Here is a 16,637-nt window from a genome sequence, read left to right on the forward strand (position 1 = left end):
ACCACCTTTTCCAACAATTGTATAATCAAACGATTGCACTCGTCAAAGGAAAATGAATAACATCTCATTTCAACGTAAAAAAAGAGGCTAGGATTTCCCTAACCTCTTTTTTAGAAATTAAATATCTTTGTTTTCGTGTGCACGATCTTTTTTCAGTAATTTAGATAGCAGTTCGTAAACAAGTGGTACGACGATTAATGTTAAGACCGTCGAACTAATTAAACCACCGATTACCGTAATCCCCATCCCTTTTGAAATAAGACCAGCGCCCTCGCCACCAATTGCTAGTGGCACTAATGCAGCAATCGTTGCAATGGCTGTCATCAGAATCGGACGTAGACGTGTCGCACCCGCTTCAAGAATCGCTTCTCGTAGTGATAAACCGTCATGTTCCATATGGATAATACGGTCGACCAGCACGATGGCGTTCGTGACAACGATACCGACGAGCATCAGTACCCCGATTAATGAAGATACACTGATTGTTTCACCAGCAATCCATAATGCGACAAGCGCACCGATTACAGTGAATGGTAATGAGAATAAAATCGAGAATGGTGCAAGACCTTCACCAAATGTTACAACAAGTACGAAGTAAACAATCGCAATGGCTGCCGCAATCGCAAGACCAAGTTGAGAGAATGTGCTTGCGATGTCTTCTGTCACACCACCAGCATCAATTGTCACACCGTTTGGTACATCGATTTTATCGATTTCTTTTTGTACAACTGAACCAACGCCAGAAATATCTTTATCCGTTACAGTAGCTGTTACTGTCGCATAATATTTACCGCCGCTACGTGTGATTTCTGTTTGCGTTTTGTCTTTTTTAACATCGACTACTTCGCTTAGTTTCACTTTTTCGCCAGTTGGTGTTGTAATTTTTTCAGCTAATACTTTTTCAAATGTATCAGGACTTGTTGCCGCTGTTTTCAACTGAACATCGATTGTTTTACCGTCTTCTTTAATCGTTGTTAGCGTTGTTGCCTGCACATTTGGGTTAATCGCCATTGCGATTTGGCCGGTAGTTAAACCAAGCTCATTGGCGCGTTTTTGATCTACGACTAATGTTTTTTCATCATACTCTTCAGATAATGACGATTTCACATCTTTTAAATCGTTATTTTTTTTCATCACTGCTTCCATGTCTTTAATGACTGGGCGCATGTCCTCGATTGTATTACCGTGGACAGAGTATGATAATTCGCTATTTGATGAGCCCGTGAAGTTTTGCTCTTTCCATTCACCTGGTACATCAACTGCTTGGATTTTCTTCACTAATGCCGTTTTCTTATCCGCAAAGTTTTCTGTATCTGAATCGTAAATGATGTATACTAAACCACCATTACCACCGCCACCCATCATTGGGTTTGAGCCACCGATTGATGTTTGGATTGTGTCAACATCTGGTGCATCCTTAATGATTTTTTCAGCTTTATCAATGTCTTTAATGACTTGGTCACGTGTTTGACCAGGCTCTGGTGTATACGTCACATAGGCCATTTTTTGCTCATCATCTGGTAAGAAGCTAAAGCCAACAAGTGGTGCTAAGAATAAGCTACCTACTAGTAAAAGAATCGCGCCAATTGATGTTACCCATTTATGATCTAAAATCCATTTTAATGCGCGTTTGTAGCCACGTGCCATTTTGCCATGCTCTTCTTTTTTATGCGCACGTTCAGCAGGCTCTTTATATAGTTCCTTTTTGAATAGTGAATGCGCAAGTACGGGAACGACGGTAATCGCTACAAGTAATGATGCGAATAACGCAAAGCCCATTGTAAGAGCGAATGGTAAGAATAATTCGCCGACCATGCCGCCTACTAAACCGATTGGTAGGAATACAGCTACCGTTACAATTGTTGACGCTAGGATTGGGCGGAACATTTCAAGTGTTGCCGAACGGATTAATGCACGACCACTTAATTTTTCGTCTTTTGAATACAGACGACGATAAATATTTTCGACGACGACAATCGAGTCATCAATAACCCGACCGATTGCAACGGTCATTGCACCAAGCGTCATCATATTTAGCGTAATATCTAGCTCTTTTAAGAAGATAACTGCAATTAATAATGACAGTGGAATCGAGATAATCGAAATAATTGTTGAACGGATGTTACGCAGGAATAGCATAATAATAACTACGGCTGCTAATGCCCCAAATAACGCTTTTTCAAGCATTGTGTTCACTGATTTTTCGATTGGGTCCCCTTGGTCTAAGGTAACGTCGATTTTGACATCTGGATTTTCTTTTTCAAATGCTTTTGCTGCGTCTTTCACTTCTTGCACAACATCAACTGTGTTGGCATCTTGTGCTTTTACGACTTGAACAGCAATCGCATCTTTCCCGTTTGTACGTGAAACCGACTCTACTTCACCGACTAATTCCATTTTCGCAATGTCTTTTAGTTTTACAGTAGATGGTTTTGCTGCCTCAGCTTGAGCCGCTGCAGCTGCTGCCGCTTGTACTTCCGCACCAGCCGCTTGTTGCGCTTGACCTTGAGAAGCCGCTTGTGCTGCGCTAGCTTGTGTAGAAGCTGCGCTTTGCTGTACAGGGATTTCTAAGTTTTTCAATTTCTTTAATGTTGTCATTTTACCGTCGACAACAACTGATTGCTCTGAATCTTTAAATTCAAACATACCTAGCGGTGCTGTTGTATCCATCGCTTGGATAAATTGCTTCACAGAATCCTCTGTTAAGCCATTCGCCGCTAATTTTTTGTCATCAAACTCAAGCTCTACTTTCTTCACTTGTTGGCCTGATAATGACACCGAAGAAACGCCATCTAATTGTTCCATTTTTGGCTGTAAATAATCTTCTGCTGTTTTTGTTAATTCGGTAATATCTTGATCTGTTGAAGACACACTAAGTGCCACAACGGGGAATGCATTTAATGATAAACGGTCAATCGTTGGACTTTCCGCTGTCTCAGGCAGTTCGACCTTTTCTAATGCTTCCTTGATGTTTTGGCGCGCCTCTTTCATATCCGTACTGTAGTCGAATTCTACTTGGATATTCGACATATTTGAATAAGAAGTAGACTGAACTGTTTTCACGCCCTCTAAGTTTGCTACAGCTTTTTCATAGGGGGTCGATATATCTTCCTCCACTTGTTCTGGAGTAGCACCCGGATAAACTGTCGCTACCGAAATAATCGGTACCGAAATATCCGGAATCGATTCACTCTTCATATTTAGACCTGAATAAACGCCTGCACATGCTAGAATAATCGTCATGAGCCATACTGCTAGCTTATTTTTCAGGACAAATTTGACAAAGCCATTCAAAGTAAAACACCGCCTCTTTCACATAATTGACTAAGCGGTCATCATTCATTATAATAATGACCAGCTAGTCATTACTTTAATAGTAATGACCGTATAGTCAAAAGTCAATTTTAAAGGGAGGTTGCTACGACCATGTCGAAAAAAGAGCTGATTATCCAAAAATCAAAAGAATTATTCTCGACAAAAGGGATCGAACAAACTTCCATCGAAGATATTACAAAAGCTTGTAAAATATCAAAAGGTGCCTTTTATTTGTCATTCAAATCAAAGGATGCATTGATGCTTGCGATTGTCGATAGTATTATTCGTGAGGTCATTGTTCATATCCAACAATTAAATGATGAAGAGATCTCTTCGCATGAACGGCTTGAGCGATACTGTGCTTATAATTTTTCAATATTAGAACAGCATGCTCCACTTGTTATTATGTATTTACAAAATCAACCTATTTCAAACGATGATTTATTGGCCCATATTTCGCAGTTTGGGCTACAGATTGAAAAATATGTTTTAATTTTTTTAGAGGATGCCTATCCGTTCGTACCGAAAGAAAAAGTATATGATTTAGCAATTTATTTAAACGGACTCATTAAAGGCTTCGGTGAATTTTTCTTTAATAAGCAAATTCCGTATCAATTTGCTGACGTGGCGTCGCATATTATGCACTGTCTAGATGCTCTAGCACAGGCAGAACTAGCCGTTTTTGTGAACGCGGAATTATATGAAAGTAATCGTAAATCCCCCTTCCACTTTAAGCCTGAGGAAATGACGATCATCGAATTAGAAGAAATTGAGCGGTGTCTTGTCTTATATGATGACCACCCATTTTATAAGGAGACCTTACTTGTATTAAAAGAGGAATTACAGCGCGACGAGCCGCGTAAAGCTCTGTTAGCAGGCATGACGAATAATTTAATGCAGGAAAAAGAATTACAATGGCTCGCTACCTTACTTAAGCAAACACTTTAAAAAAAGAGAAATCGCGCAATTGCACGATTTCTCTTTTTTAGTTAACTGCGTACTTTTTTAAACACTGTGTACCCAAAACCAACAGCAACAATTAGTAACCAGACTAATAGAATACCTGTGTTTTGGAATTTAGCTGTTAAAAACGTTACGACAAATGTTACCACTGCAATGATGATAAACATAAGCCATAGTTTGCCTGTATTCACAAAATCTCCTCCTATAATGAAGGTGCCTTCCCACCATCAATATTGACGGCGGTACCTGACACGTATGAGGCCGCATCTGAAACGAGGAAGGTAATGACATTTGCTGCCTCTTCCGTTTTTCCAATACGCCCTAAAGGAATGTCTTCGCCCATTTTAGCAGAAAATTCGTCCCACGTTAACGATGGATGCGATTGTTTCCAAATTTGTTCGATTTGTGCGCTACGAATGAGCCCAATGCACACCGTATTGACACGAATGTTATATTTTCCTAAGTCCTTGCTCGCTGCATTGACAAGCGCTTGTCCTGCAGCACGACTCATCGACGTTGGAAGAGAGTTTGCACCTGGGGTTTTGCCGGCGATAGCGGTGACATTCACAATCGCTCCGCCACGTGTTTTCATATGCGGCAAGGCCATACGCATCGTATAAATGGCAGCGAATACTTTTAGTGCGACATCTTGCTCCCAAAGCTCCTCTGACACATCATCAAAAGCCTTTGCAGCCGCGGTACCTGCATTATTAATCAAAATATCGAGCTGTCCAAAATGCGTTACCGTTTCTGCGACAAAGCGCGCACAATCTGCCTTATTTGTCATATCTGCAACAACGGTAAACACCTCTTGACCTGTTTCATTGAAAAGATAGCGTTTCGCTTTTTCAAGACCTGCTGCATCGCGCGCACAAATGGCCACGCGTACACCTTCTTGTGATAACTGTAGTGCGGTTTGAAGTCCAATGCCTTTACTGCCACCTGTAATCATGGCGACCTTACCAGCTAAACCTAGTTGCATAACAGTCTCCTCCTTCGTTTCCTATTATTATAGCAAATGAACATGGAGAAGTTGTGAAGGAACCTTGTAGGAACTACGACGAAATCATGCGGACGGCTGAACAAATGCCCATAATTTTTCAGCAACTTCCTGTGCATAGTCCTCTGCACGAACCGTACTGCCTATATCCCAGTCTGCATACGCACCATACATACCCCAGCTCAGCACAATGGCATCGAGCTTTTGCCCATGCAGTAAATTGGCAAAAATACGCTCTAGTTGGCCCTTCACTTTTTCCTCAATCATTTGTGTAAACGTATTATACCCTCGTCTACAGTGTGTATTCATCGATTCATGAATCTCTACAATTGATAAAAACATGCGCTTCATTAAATCCTTACTCAGCTGCTCCTGGCATGTAAAATACGTTTTCATGACGGCACCTGTTTGTTCCGTTAATACACTATCTAATAGCTCATACTTATCAACAAAATGCGCATAAAACGTCGCGCGATTAATCGTCGCAAGCTCTGTGATGTCCTTCACCGAGATTTGGTCAAAATTTTTCATTTTAATTAATTGATTAAAAGCATCAATAATGAGCTGGCGTGTACGAATCGCACGTGGGTCGGTTGTTTGCGTTGTCATAATCGTCATCCTTTCAGCAACAATTTTTCAAAAGTGTTGTGTAAGCGACAAAATTTGGTAATTGTTTATTGTAGCATTTGCCACTTCGCTTTATAGTATAACTATACAACAGCTGTTGCTTATAAAACAACTGTTTGAAACATTCAAGGGAGGCAATCACTATGTTACCAATTCATACAATTCAATCCATCACATTACAACGTGGAGACGGTCGTAATTTACGCTATGTTTTGCAATTACGCGACCCAATGGACAATGATCCATTCATCATCTTAGCAGATGACAAATTTGCGCATAACACGTTTGCCGATCACCCACATAAAGGGATGCAAACAGTGACATACGTTTTAGAAGGCAGCTTAACACATTATGATAGTAAAACAGGCGGCGGTGTTAGATTAGCAGAAGGCGACTTCCAAATTATGACCGCAGGACGTGGCATTATTCATAATGAAAATCCAGACCCAGGCGAAGAAGTTCGCGTGCTACAACTTTGGGTGAATCTTTCATCTGACAATAAAAAACAACCAAGTAACTATCAAGACTTACCACATGACAGCGCGCCCGTAAAAGCAATTGATGGCGGTCAAGTAACGGTCTTTGCTGGTGACGTGGATGGCACTACTTCTCCACTTGCGTTATTAACACCATTTATCTTTGCAGAAGTAAAACTTGAAAAAGGTGCTCGCTACGAGTTCCCTGTTAATGCCGGCTTTAATACGTATTTATACGGACTTGATGGTGAATTCAGTATTAACGGCGAAGCATTAAAAGCATTTGATACCGTTCACTTTGACATTACTGAAAATGAGGATGTCATTGTCATCGAAGCAACAGAAGATGCAACGATTGTCGTCTTTAGCGGCGAGCCAATTAAAGAGCCAGTCATCGCCCAAGGTCCATTCGTTATGAACACACAGGAAGAAATAAATGAAGCATTTGCAAGCTATCGCAACGGGACGTTTTTAGAAGGCGTACCTTACTAGGAGGAACTGAAAATGAAAATTGAATTTTATGCAGATTTTACTTGTCCATTTAGCTATATGGGAAAACGTCGTTTAGATGAGGTCATCGAAGCAAGTGACGAGCCGATTGAGTTTGAATTGAAAGCATTCCAGCTAACACCGGAGGCACCAACTGAAAATACGATGCGTACCGTTGATTTATTAGCGAAAAAATTCGGCAAAACACCAGCGGAAACAATGGCAACAACTGCACGCCTTCGTGATCAAGCCGCTCAGGAATACGGTCTTGAATACAATTACGACACGATGCTTGCACCAAATACGAAAAATGCACATCGCCTTGCAAAATGGAGTGCACAGTTCGGCAAAGCACAAGATATGACAGAACGCTTCTTCGCTGCGATTTTCACACGCGGCTTAGATTTAAATAAAGAAAGTGACTTACTACAAATTGTCGAAGAAGCAGGTCTTGATGTCGCTGCTGCAAAAGAGGTCCTTCATTCAGATGCCTATGCACAAGAAGTTGATGCAGACCGCCAAGAAGCTGCACAAAACGGCATTCACAGTGTGCCGAGCTATGTATTCGACAATAAACTTGTAACAGGTGCTCAACCACTTTCTGTATTCTTACAAGCCATTAAAGCATAATTAAAAAACACTTCCGATATGGAGATGTTTTTTTATTGGGTAACATGTGATGAGGAACTGATTCATGCTAAAGCCTCCTCGCTCGTAAGCTCACTACTCGTTGTAGCATCTTCTTCCGGTATGCCACTCGCATGAACTTTGCCAAAATCCACGTATTAGATAGTAGTTGAACGGTTTGCACTTTAAGCTAAATTTCATGTCCGTTCAAACGCTCTTTTCATTAACAACACAAAAAGCCCCCGACCGAAGTCGAGGGCTTTTACTTAGTTAAAATTATTTTTTACCTAAGATATGGATTGGGTTACCAAGTGCTACTTCTGCAGCTTCCATAGTGATTTCACCTAAAGTTGGGTGAGCGTGGATTGTCATCGCGATATCTTCTAACGTCATGCCGCCTTCAATAGCAGTTGCCATTTCAGCGATCATATCAGAAGCACCAACACCAACGATTTGAGCACCGATTAATAAGCCATCTTCTTTACGACCTACTAATTTTACGAAGCCTTCCGTTTCGTTAAGTGCTAACGCACGACCGTTTGCGCCGAATGGGAATTTACCTGTTACAACTTCGAAGCCTTCAGCTTTCGCTTCTTCTTCGTTTAAGCCAACAGTTGCCATTTCAGGATCTGTGAAGCAAACAGCAGGAATTGCTAAGTAATCTACGATTGATGTTTCGCCAGCGATTGCTTCAGCAGCAACTTTACCTTCGTAAGATGCTTTGTGAGCTAATTGTAAGCCAGGTACGATATCACCGATAGCATAAATATTTGGTACTGATGTACGACCTTGGTTATCAACTTTTAATAAACCGCGTTCGCCGAATTCGATACCCGCTTCTTCAAGACCCATTTCGTCTGTGTTTGGACGACGACCTACAGTTACTAATACGTAATCAGCTTCAACAGATTTTGCTTCGCCGTTTACTTCGTAGTTTACTGTAACGCCAGTTTCTGTTTCTTCAACGCCTTGTGCAAGAGCGCCAACTTCAACAGTAACACCTTTCTTTTTAAGGCCTTTTTTCACGATTTGAGTCATCGCTTTTTCGAAACCAGCTAAGATGTCTTTGCCGCCTTCAAGGATTGTTACTTCAGAACCTAGGTTAGCGTATGCTGAACCAAGCTCAGTACCGATGTAACCACCACCGATTACTACTAGTTTACCTGGTAGTTCAGTAAGGTTAAGAGCACCTGTAGAGTTAAGAACACGTTTAGAGAATTTGAACGTTGGGATTTCAACTGGACGTGAACCTGTAGCAAGGATTAAGTTTTTGAAGTTATAGTGTTGTGAACCAGTTTCAGTTGCAACTGTTAATGAGTTAGCAGAGTTTAAGTAAGCTTCACCCATAACTACTTCGATACCATTACCTTTTAATAAACCAGACACACCGCCTGTTAATTTCTTAACAACGCTTTCTTTGAATGCTTGTGCTTTAGCGAAGTCAAGTTGTACTTCTGGCACGACAACACCCATGTCTGCTGATTCTTTAGCATGTACATAGCGGTGACCTACAGAGATCATTGCTTTAGATGGGATACAACCTACGTTTAAGCAAACGCCACCTACATATTCTTTTTCAATAACTGTTACTTTTTGTCCTAGTTGTGCTGCGCGAATCGCTGCAACATACCCACCAGGGCCTGCACCAATTACAATTGTGTCTGTTTCGATTGGGAAATCTCCTACTACCATTTGTTTTACGCCTCCATTAATAATAATTCAGGATCGCTCAATAAGCGTTTGATTAGATTCATAGCATTTTGAGCTGTAACCCCGTCAATCATGCGATGATCGAAGCTCAATGATAATGCTAACACAGGTGCTGCTACAATTTCACCATCTTTGATAACTGGTTTTTCCGCAATGCGGCCAACACCAAGAATAGCAACTTCGGGATGGTTGATTACCGGAGTAAACCATTGACCACCTGCAGAACCGATATTAGAAATTGAGCATGATGCACCTTTCATCTCATTCGATGCTAGTTTACCATTTCTCGCTTTGTCTGCCAATTCGTTAATTTCATTTGAAATAGCGAAAACAGATTTGCGATCCGCATTTTTTACGACCGGAACGAGTAAGCCACGCTCTGTGTCTGCTGCGATACCTATATTATAATAATGTTTCGTAATAATTTCCTCTGTTTCGTCATCAAACGAGCAATTTAATGCCGGGAATTCGCGTAAAGCGCTCACAAGGGCTTTAACCACATAAGGAAGGTATGTTAACTTAATTCCTTTTTCTGCCGCTACTGCTTTAAATTTCTTACGGTGTGCAACAAGTTCTGTCACATCGACTTCATCCATTAATGTTACATGCGGTGCTGTATGTTTTGAGTTAACCATTGCTTTTGCGATAACGCGACGCATCGCTGAAATTTTCTCGCGTGTTTCTGGGAATTCACCTTCTGAAACAACTGGTGCTTGTTTTGTTTCAGTAGCTGGTGCTTCTGTTGTTACTGCTTCTTCAGCTGGTGCTTCGGCTGCTTGTTGACCACCATTTTTAAATGCTTCGATATCTTCTTTTAACACGCGACCGTTTTTGCCAGAGCCTGTTACTTGTGTGATATCAACGTCGTTTTGACGCGCAAATTTACGAACAGAAGGCATTGCGATAACGCGGTTTGTGCCAGCAGGTTTTACAGTTTCTGCTTCAGATGCTTCTTTAGAAACTTCTTTCTTCGGTGCTTCTTCTTTTGGCGCTTCTTCTGTTTTTGGTGCTGCTTGTTCAGCTGATTGTTGAACTTGCTCTTCCGTTGCTTCCTCGTCATCTTTATGACCGTGAAGCTCTAAATCTTCATATCCTGGTGCGTCAATTTCAAGTAAAATTGTACCTACTGTTGTTAGTGTACCTTCTTCTACAAGAACTTTTTCGATTGTACCTTCTACTGGAGATGGGATTTCTACGACTGCCTTGTCGTTTTGTACTTCGGCTAAGATTGTATCCTCTTCAATTTTGTCTCCTGGTTTAACGAACCATTTAACGATTTCTCCCTCGTGAATACCTTCACCGATGTCTGGTAAGCGGAATTTATATGACATGTGCAATTCACCCTCCTAATATCTATTTTCAAAAAACGTTTATTTTCATGATAATAGAGAAGCATTTACACAATTTGCGCAAATGCTCTCTTTAATTTTATTAGAATTCTAAAACTTTTTTAGCTGTAGCTAACACATCTTTGTAGTTTGGTAACCAAACTGACTCAGCTTGTGGGAATGGATAGATTGTGTCAGGTGCTGCGACACGTAATACAGGTGCTTCTAATGAAAGAATGGCACGTTCGTTAATTTCAGCAATTACTTGTGCTGCGACACCTGCTTGTTTTTGTGCTTCTTGTACAACGATTGCGCGGTTTGTTTTTTCAACAGATGCCACGATTGTTTCAATATCAAGTGGTTGAATCGTACGTAAGTCGATTACTTCTACTGAATGACCTTCTTTTTCTAACTCTTCTGCCGCTTTTAATGATTCGTGAACCATTGCGCCGTAAGTGATGATTGAAAGGTCTGTACCTTCACGTTTCACATCTGCTTTACCAAGCTCGATTGTGTATGATTCTTCCGGAACTTCTTCACGGAATGAACGGTATAATTTTAAATGCTCTAAAAATACAACAGGGTCATTGTCGCGAATTGAAGCGATTAATAAACCTTTTGCATCGTATGGTGTTGAGGGTACAACTACTTTAATACCTGGTTGTTGTGCAATTAAACCTTCTAAACTATCTGAGTGCATTTCTGGTGTATGCACGCCGCCACCGAATGGCGAACGGATTGTTACAGGTGCGCTTAAGTTGCCACCTGAACGGTAACGTAAACGCGCTAATTGACCAGAGATTGAATCCATTACTTCATATACGAAGCCGAAGAATTGAATTTCAGGAACAGGACGGAAGCCTTCAAGTGCTAAACCGATTGCTAAACCACCAATACCTGATTCTGCAAGTGGTGTATCGAATACGCGACCCTCGCCGAATTCTTTTTGTAAACCTTCAGTAGCTCGGAATACACCGCCGTTTACGCCGACGTCTTCACCGAATACTAATACGTTTTCGTCGTCTTTTAACTCACAACGTAGAGCATCTGTAATTGCTTGAATCATTGTCATTTGTGCCATCGGTTATTTCGACTCCTTCTCTGCGTAAATTTCATATTGTTCTTTTAAGTTAGCAGGCATGCTGTTTTCATCATGCATGATTGAAATTAAGTCTGTTACTTTTTGTTTTGGAACACTATCTGCTTCTTTAATTGCTGCTTTGATTTGCTCTTTCGCATCTTCAATCACAGCCTCTTCTTTTGATTGATCCCATAAGCCTTTTGCTTCTAGGTATTTGCGGAAACGGATGATTGGGTCTTTTTTGCCCCATTCTTCGTCTGTTTCAGAAGTACGGTAACGAGTTGGATCATCACCAGCCATTGTATGTGGACCGTAACGGTAACATACTGTTTCGATTAATGATGGGCCTTCGCCTCTTACTGCACGGTCGCGCGCTTCTTTCGTTGCCATGTACACCGCTAATGGGTCCATACCGTCAACTTGGATGCTTGGAATACCAGCTGCAATCCCTTTTTGTGCTAATGTTTTCGCACCTGTTTGTAAGTGACGAGGTGTTGAAATCGCAAATTGGTTGTTTTGGATAATGAATACAGCAGGTGATTTGAATGCACTTGCAAAGTTAATTCCTTCGTAGAAGTCCCCTTGTGAAGAACCGCCATCGCCTGTGTATGTTACAGCAACTGCTTCTTTACCACGTTTTTGTAAGCCTAATGCCACACCAGCAGTTTGTACATATTGTGCACCAATAATGATTTGTGGTGATAATACGTTTACGCCCTCAGGTGATTGACCGCCTGCAAAGTGACCGCGTGACCATAAGAATGCTTGTGATAACGGAACACCGTGCCAAACGATTTGTGGTACGTCACGGTAGCCTGGTAAAATCCAGTCCGCTTTCTCTAATGCGTAGTGAGAAGCGATTTGTGATGCTTCTTGACCTGCTGTTGGTGCGTAGAATCCTAGGCGACCTTGGCGGTTTAATGAGATTGAGCGTTGGTCTAAAATACGCGTGAAGACCATACGGCGCATTAATTCGACTAATTTTTCATCTGATAGTTGTGGATCTAAATCCGGACTAACGATTTCCCCTTCTTCGTTCAAAATTTGAACCATTTCAAACTTTTCTTCGATTTCTTGTAAGTTTTTTACGGCATCGAAAATTGATTTGTTTGCTGACATTCTCTCACATCTCCTTTGAAACTGTATTATATTTAATGTTGTTTTTTATTAGTACAACTAATTCATGAACTTAGTATACATAATAGAATTTCGTTCGTCAATCATATAGTTAGCTTGATTTTTAAACTTTTTTCTTACTACACCATTAAAAAATCGTCTGTGCTGTATTACATTAATTTATAATACTGTACTATATCAGGGTCATTTTTTGTCCCAAAAATGGTAATACAGCATTAGTACACATTTCACGAAGCTTCCGTTATTGCACGATACGCTTAGTCATGTATACTAAAAACATAGCGAAACGAAAGGAAGAACTGAACGATGATTTTAATGAAAGACATTATTCGCGAAGGTCACCCGACTTTACGTGAAAAAGCTACAGAATTAGCATTCCCTCTTACAAACGACGAAAAACAATTAGGCGAAGACTTATTACAATTCCTTATTAATAGTCAGGACCCTGAATTAATGGAAAAATACGATTTACGCTCGGGTATCGGCATTGCCGCCCCACAAGTAAATGTTAGTAAACGTATTTTTGCACTTCACCTACCAGATGATAAAGGTAATTTAATTAGCATGGTTGTTGTAAATCCAAAAATCGTTAGTCATTCAGTGGAAAAAGCGTATTTACCAACTGGTGAGGGCTGTCTATCTGTTGACCGCGAAGTACCAGGCTATGTACCTCGCCCACAACGTATTACGGCGAAATTTTTTGATTTAGATGGTAATGAACATAAAATGCGTCTTAAAAATCTACCAGCGATCGCATTCCAGCACGAATTAGATCACTTAAATGGTGTGATGTTCTATGACCATATCAACAAAGAAAATCCATTCTTTGAAGCACAAGATTCACATCCACTTGATTAAGTTTTATCTATATAAAAGGAGGACACCTACAATAGGCGTCCTCCTTTTTTTAAATTAATCCGATTTTTTTCATCGCTTTTGATAAGCCATCATGGTCGACATGGTCCGTCACAAATGTCGCGGCGCGCTTCGCTTCATCTACACCGTTGCCCATCGCCACACTAATGCCGCGCTCTGAAAAGGCCTCAAGCATTTCTTTATCATTTAAGCCGTCACCAAAAACGACGACATCTTTTGCTTCAAAATCCGTATGTTTTAAAAACTGCTCAATGCCATACGCCTTTGAAACGCCTTTATTAATAACATCTAATGAATATTCGTGCCAGCGGATAAAATGCAGCTCAGGAAACGCCTTACGATAATCCGCTTCAACCGCCGCATCACCGTAAAGTAAAATTTGATAAATTGGTTTTAGGCTATACGCTTTTGGCGCTACGGTCGGCATCGGATAAAATAATGAATCCATGCTAACTTGTACTTCATGCGTATTAATAGTAGAAGACATTTTTTCGTCGTCTAAAAAGACAAGCGGACTATCTTCTTTATATGCCATGTCCACCATGCGCTCCATCGTTTCAAGCGGCAGTGGACTTCCTGAAATTAATTTTCCTTTGTGTACAACATACTGTCCATTAAAACTCACATACGAATCTACAGCGAGCTCTTTCGCTACTTCTTCTAAAAAGTAAGGTGAACGACCCGTTGCAATCGCCACCTCATGACCATTCGCACGTGCTGCATCAATCGCTTCACGCGTTGCTTGTGGTAGCTCCTTGTTTGAATTGTATAGTGTTCCGTCGATATCAAAAAATAAAATTTTCTTTTCCATCTGGCACGCTCCTTCTATGTCGATATGCTCTTTACATCAAAAAAATTTTTCTGTAAAATATTTTACTGAATTATTAGCACAAAATGGCTAATAAAATTGAGCAAACGTTTCATGCGCCCTGGCCATTTTTATGGAGGGCTTTTCTTTATTTTAAAGGACTAACATGATAATATAAAGGAAATGCAATTATTTTGAACGTATTAAAGGAGACAATAACACAATGATTTACAAAGTTTATTACCAAGAAAACAAGCTTGAGGTACCAGTTCGCGAAAATACTAAAAGCCTATATCTTGAAGCGGTTGACGTGCGTGAAGTACGTGAAAAACTTCAAGATCGTAACTACAACATCGAATTAATTCAATTGCTTGAAGGTAACTACCTAGAATATGAACAAGCAAGTGAAAACTACCGTTTGGAGAAATTTGACTAGATGAAATTTGTCAAAAACGACCAAACTGCTGTTTTCGCACTCGGCGGACTGGGCGAAATCGGCAAAAATACGTATGCAATTCAATTCCAAGATGAAATTATCTTAATTGATGCAGGAATTAAATTCCCAGAAGATGATCTTCTAGGAATCGATTATGTAATCCCTGATTACACGTATCTAAAACGCAATGTAGACAAAATCAAAGGTTTATTCGTAACACATGGCCACGAAGATCACATCGGTGGTATTCCTTATTTATTACGCCAAATTAACATTCCTGTTTATGGTGGTAAATTAGCACTTGGTCTTTTACGTAACAAGCTTGACGAGCATGGTCTACTACGCACAACAAAATTAATTGAAGTGGCAGAGGAAGATGTGATTAAATTCCGTAAAACATCGGTTAGCTTCTTCCGCACAACGCACAGTATTCCAGACGCATTAGGTGTTGTTGTTAAAACACCGCCTGGTAATATCGTGCATACAGGTGACTTCAAGTTTGACTTTACGCCAGTTGGTGAACCTGCTAACTTAACAAAAATGGCTGAAATCGGGAAAGAAGGCGTTCTTTGCCTACTATCTGATAGTACGAATGCTGAACGTCCTGAATTCACCATGTCTGAACGTAAAGTTGGCGAGTCAATTGACGAAATCTTACGTAAAGTAGAAGGTCGTATTATCTTTGCGACATTCGCATCAAATATTCACCGCTTAAAACAAGTAACAGATGCTGCTGCAGCTCACGGTCGTAAAGTTGCAGTATTTGGTCGTAGTATGGACAACGCGATTACAATCGGTCGCGAACTTGGCTATATTACAGCACCAAAAGAAACATTTGTTGATGCGCAAACAATTAACCGTTTGCCAGCGAACGAAGTCATGATTTTATGTACGGGTTCGCAAGGTGAGCCAATGGCAGCACTTTCTCGTATTGCTAATGGTACGCACCGTCAAATCCAAATCCAACCAGATGATACAGTCGTATTCTCTTCTTCACCAATTCCAGGGAATACAACAAGCGTGAACAAAATCATCAACCTGCTATTCCGTGCAGGTGCTGACGTTATTCACGGTGCGATTAATAATATCCACACATCTGGTCACGGCTCTCAACAAGAGCAAAAATTAATGCTTCGCCTAATTAAACCTAAATTCTTCATGCCAATCCATGGTGAATACCGCATGCAAAGCATGCACAAACAATTAGGGATTGATTGTGATGTTCCTGAAGATAATATCTTCGTTATGGAAAACGGTGAAGTATTAGCATTAAGCTCAGACTCTGCACATGTTGCAGGTCGTATTCCATCAGGTGATGTATACATCGATGGTAACGGTATCGGTGATATCGGTAACATCGTTTTACGTGACCGTCGCATTCTTTCAGAAGAAGGCTTAGTTATCGTTGTTGTAAGCATCGATATGGAAACAAAACGCCTTGTGTCTGGCCCTGACATTATTTCACGTGGTTTCGTTTACATGCGTGAATCAGGCTCAATGATTAATGAGGCGCAGCAAATGCTGAACCGCAACTTGCAACAATCACTGCAAGATAAATCACCACAATGGTCTGAACTTAAAAACGAAATTACGGATATCTTAACACCGTACTTATTCGAAAAAACAAAACGTCGTCCAATGGTCTTACCGATCATCATGGAAGTCTGATTATAATAAAAAGGCTTGGAATGTACATTCCAAGCCTTTTTTGTTGCGAAAAAAACTTATAATTATTCTTTATTTTGCAAAATATATGGTCACAGA

15 protein-coding genes are annotated in these 16,637 nt (G+C 40.5%); 6 read left to right on the top strand and 9 right to left on the bottom strand.

All coding sequences use genetic code 11. The features are described 5' to 3' along the window. Window positions 1-117: 117 nt before the first annotated feature. Window positions 118-3,294 carry an efflux RND transporter permease subunit gene (locus tag QI30_RS11045; protein WP_126990819.1) on the bottom strand — a complete coding sequence of 1,059 codons (3,177 nt, stop codon included), beginning with the start codon at window positions 3,292-3,294 and terminating at the stop codon, window positions 118-120. A gap of 132 nt (window positions 3,295-3,426) precedes the next feature. Here QI30_RS11045 and QI30_RS11050 point away from each other — a divergent pair, with 132 nt between their 5' ends. Further along, window positions 3,427-4,263 (top strand): TetR/AcrR family transcriptional regulator, encoded by an 837-nt coding sequence (locus QI30_RS11050; protein ID WP_020189334.1) that lies wholly within the window; start codon window positions 3,427-3,429, stop codon window positions 4,261-4,263. Between the two features lie 41 nt (window positions 4,264-4,304). Here the strand turns inward: QI30_RS11050 and QI30_RS20450 are convergent, their stop codons facing one another. The 3 genes from QI30_RS20450 to QI30_RS11060 all read right to left on the bottom strand — a co-directional run bounded on the left by QI30_RS20450 (window position 4,305) and on the right by QI30_RS11060 (window position 5,887). Then, window positions 4,305-4,469: a hypothetical protein gene (locus QI30_RS20450; RefSeq protein WP_020189333.1), complete on the bottom strand. Its 165-nt coding sequence runs from the start codon at window positions 4,467-4,469 to the stop codon at window positions 4,305-4,307. Window positions 4,470-4,480: 11 nt separating this feature from the next. Beyond that, a complete protein-coding gene (locus QI30_RS11055; protein WP_020189332.1) occupies window positions 4,481-5,260 on the bottom strand; it encodes an SDR family NAD(P)-dependent oxidoreductase in 780 nt (259 codons plus the stop codon). Window positions 5,261-5,344: 84 nt separating this feature from the next. Further along, window positions 5,345-5,887, bottom strand: coding sequence for a TetR/AcrR family transcriptional regulator (locus QI30_RS11060; protein ID WP_158621028.1), 543 nt, complete (start codon window positions 5,885-5,887; stop codon window positions 5,345-5,347). Window positions 5,888-6,048: 161 nt separating this feature from the next. On the opposite strand from QI30_RS11060, the gene QI30_RS11065 reads away from it, so the two are divergent. Further along, window positions 6,049-6,873: a pirin family protein gene (locus tag QI30_RS11065; protein ID WP_126990821.1), complete on the top strand. Its 825-nt coding sequence runs from the start codon at window positions 6,049-6,051 to the stop codon at window positions 6,871-6,873. Between the two features lie 12 nt (window positions 6,874-6,885). Then, complete coding sequence (locus QI30_RS11070; RefSeq protein WP_126990822.1) at window positions 6,886-7,500, top strand: DsbA family oxidoreductase; 615 nt, start codon at window positions 6,886-6,888, stop codon at window positions 7,498-7,500. A gap of 273 nt (window positions 7,501-7,773) precedes the next feature. Here the strand turns inward: QI30_RS11070 and lpdA are convergent, their stop codons facing one another. From lpdA to pdhA, 4 genes are all read right to left on the bottom strand, one after another. After that, on the bottom strand, window positions 7,774-9,189 hold the full coding sequence (gene lpdA, locus QI30_RS11075) for a dihydrolipoyl dehydrogenase (RefSeq protein WP_020189328.1): 1,416 nt from the start codon (window positions 9,187-9,189) through the stop codon (window positions 7,774-7,776). Between the two features lie 5 nt (window positions 9,190-9,194). Next, window positions 9,195-10,538 (bottom strand): dihydrolipoamide acetyltransferase family protein, encoded by a 1,344-nt coding sequence (locus QI30_RS11080; RefSeq protein WP_126990823.1) that lies wholly within the window; start codon window positions 10,536-10,538, stop codon window positions 9,195-9,197. Window positions 10,539-10,638: 100 nt separating this feature from the next. After that, entirely contained in the window at window positions 10,639-11,616 is a 978-nt protein-coding gene (locus QI30_RS11085; protein ID WP_020189326.1) for an alpha-ketoacid dehydrogenase subunit beta, read from the bottom strand. A 3-nt stretch (window positions 11,617-11,619) separates the two neighbouring features. After that, entirely contained in the window at window positions 11,620-12,735 is a 1,116-nt protein-coding gene (gene pdhA, locus QI30_RS11090) for a pyruvate dehydrogenase (acetyl-transferring) E1 component subunit alpha (protein WP_126990824.1), read from the bottom strand. A gap of 324 nt (window positions 12,736-13,059) precedes the next feature. On the opposite strand from pdhA, the gene def reads away from it, so the two are divergent. Then, complete coding sequence (gene def / locus QI30_RS11095; protein WP_020189324.1) at window positions 13,060-13,611, top strand: peptide deformylase; 552 nt, start codon at window positions 13,060-13,062, stop codon at window positions 13,609-13,611. 49 nt (window positions 13,612-13,660) lie between these two features. On the opposite strand, the gene QI30_RS11100 is transcribed toward def, so the two are convergent. Next, on the bottom strand, window positions 13,661-14,440 hold the full coding sequence (locus tag QI30_RS11100; RefSeq protein ID WP_126990825.1) for a Cof-type HAD-IIB family hydrolase: 780 nt from the start codon (window positions 14,438-14,440) through the stop codon (window positions 13,661-13,663). Between the two features lie 220 nt (window positions 14,441-14,660). Between QI30_RS11100 and QI30_RS11105 the strand changes: the two genes are divergently transcribed. Both QI30_RS11105 and rnjA read left to right on the top strand, forming a co-directional pair. Beyond that, window positions 14,661-14,873 (top strand): DNA-dependent RNA polymerase subunit epsilon, encoded by a 213-nt coding sequence (locus QI30_RS11105; RefSeq protein ID WP_020189322.1) that lies wholly within the window; start codon window positions 14,661-14,663, stop codon window positions 14,871-14,873. Next, entirely contained in the window at window positions 14,874-16,541 is a 1,668-nt protein-coding gene (rnjA, locus tag QI30_RS11110; protein ID WP_020189321.1) for a ribonuclease J1, read from the top strand. It begins immediately after the preceding gene. The last annotated feature ends 96 nt before the right edge of the window (window positions 16,542-16,637 follow it).

The sequence above is a fragment of the Candidatus Kurthia intestinigallinarum genome (assembly GCF_003991225.1).
GTDB classification, from domain to species: domain Bacteria; phylum Bacillota; class Bacilli; order Bacillales_A; family Planococcaceae; genus Kurthia; species Kurthia populi.

Coding starts and splice junctions, on each gene's coding strand:
- QI30_RS11050 (WP_020189334.1), top strand. CDS start 3,427: ATGTCGAAAAAAGAGCTGATTATCCAAAAATCAAAAGAATTATTCTCG.
- QI30_RS11070 (WP_126990822.1), top strand. CDS start 6,886: ATGAAAATTGAATTTTATGCAGATTTTACTTGTCCATTTAGCTATATG.
- def (WP_020189324.1), top strand. CDS start 13,060: ATGATTTTAATGAAAGACATTATTCGCGAAGGTCACCCGACTTTACGT.
- QI30_RS11080 (WP_126990823.1), bottom strand. CDS start 10,538: ATGTCATATAAATTCCGCTTACCAGACATCGGTGAAGGTATTCACGAG.
- rnjA (WP_020189321.1), top strand. CDS start 14,874: ATGAAATTTGTCAAAAACGACCAAACTGCTGTTTTCGCACTCGGCGGA.
- lpdA (WP_020189328.1), bottom strand. CDS start 9,189: ATGGTAGTAGGAGATTTCCCAATCGAAACAGACACAATTGTAATTGGT.
- QI30_RS11085 (WP_020189326.1), bottom strand. CDS start 11,616: ATGGCACAAATGACAATGATTCAAGCAATTACAGATGCTCTACGTTGT.
- QI30_RS11105 (WP_020189322.1), top strand. CDS start 14,661: ATGATTTACAAAGTTTATTACCAAGAAAACAAGCTTGAGGTACCAGTT.
- QI30_RS11065 (WP_126990821.1), top strand. CDS start 6,049: ATGTTACCAATTCATACAATTCAATCCATCACATTACAACGTGGAGAC.
- QI30_RS11055 (WP_020189332.1), bottom strand. CDS start 5,260: ATGCAACTAGGTTTAGCTGGTAAGGTCGCCATGATTACAGGTGGCAGT.
- QI30_RS11060 (WP_158621028.1), bottom strand. CDS start 5,887: ATGACAACGCAAACAACCGACCCACGTGCGATTCGTACACGCCAGCTC.
- QI30_RS11100 (WP_126990825.1), bottom strand. CDS start 14,440: ATGGAAAAGAAAATTTTATTTTTTGATATCGACGGAACACTATACAAT.
- pdhA (WP_126990824.1), bottom strand. CDS start 12,735: ATGTCAGCAAACAAATCAATTTTCGATGCCGTAAAAAACTTACAAGAA.